The following is a 585-nucleotide window of genomic DNA, read 5'->3' as shown; positions in this document are numbered from 1 at the left end:
CCCCGCAAGGCCCGTGCGGCGCCGGTCCGCGCGCACCCACAGACGCTTGACCTCGGCAGTGGCGGGGTCCAGCCGGCGCAGCCCCACGCAGCCCGCCCCGCCATCGGCCAGCAGGAACAGCCCGTCGGGCGGGCGCAGGTCGTCCAGACCCCATCCGGCGACGGGGCCGGGATCGAACCCGCCGGGAATGGCACGGTCGAGATCGGCGAAATAGGCCGAAAGGCAGGCCAGGGCGGCGGGGGATGCGGGGTCGGCCGGGCGGATCGTCATGGCCCGACAGGACAGCCTTCGCGCAGCCTTGGCAAGGGCCGCGCTTGACTTCGCCCCCGCCCGCCCGCGAAAGAAGGGCCTTGCGCCAGGGCCCGCACCGGGGCCCCGCGCGGCACGAAGGGGCGGGGCGGAATGCGCACGGGCTTTCCACGGGCGGCACGCGGGCAGGTGATCGGCCTTCTGGGCGGGTCCTTCGACCCCGCGCACGAAGGCCACGCCCACATCACGCGCGAGGCGCTCAAGCGGTTCCGGCTGGATGCGGTGTGGTGGCTGGTGTCGCCCGGCAACCCGCTCAAGGCGCGGGGGCCCGCGCCG

1 protein-coding gene and 1 pseudogene are annotated in these 585 nt (G+C 75.9%); one reads left to right on the top strand and one right to left on the bottom strand.

Annotated features, from left to right (window positions below; genetic code table 11):
- Positions 1-270 (bottom strand): GNAT family N-acetyltransferase (locus ACLD7X_RS17950; protein WP_482763996.1); only part of this gene is annotated, 270 nt, incomplete at its 3' end.
- A 132-nt stretch (positions 271-402) separates the two neighbouring features.
- Between ACLD7X_RS17950 and ACLD7X_RS17945 the strand changes: the two are divergent.
- Positions 403-585, top strand: a pseudogene (locus tag ACLD7X_RS17945) (hypothetical protein); the annotation flags it as partial.

This window comes from Aphanothece microscopica RSMan92 (genome assembly GCF_046613545.2).
Lineage (GTDB): Bacteria > Cyanobacteriota > Cyanobacteriia > PCC-6307 > Cyanobiaceae > NIES-981.
Note: the sequence above shows the minus strand (reverse complement) of the source record. Positions and strands in the feature narration are given on the sequence as shown.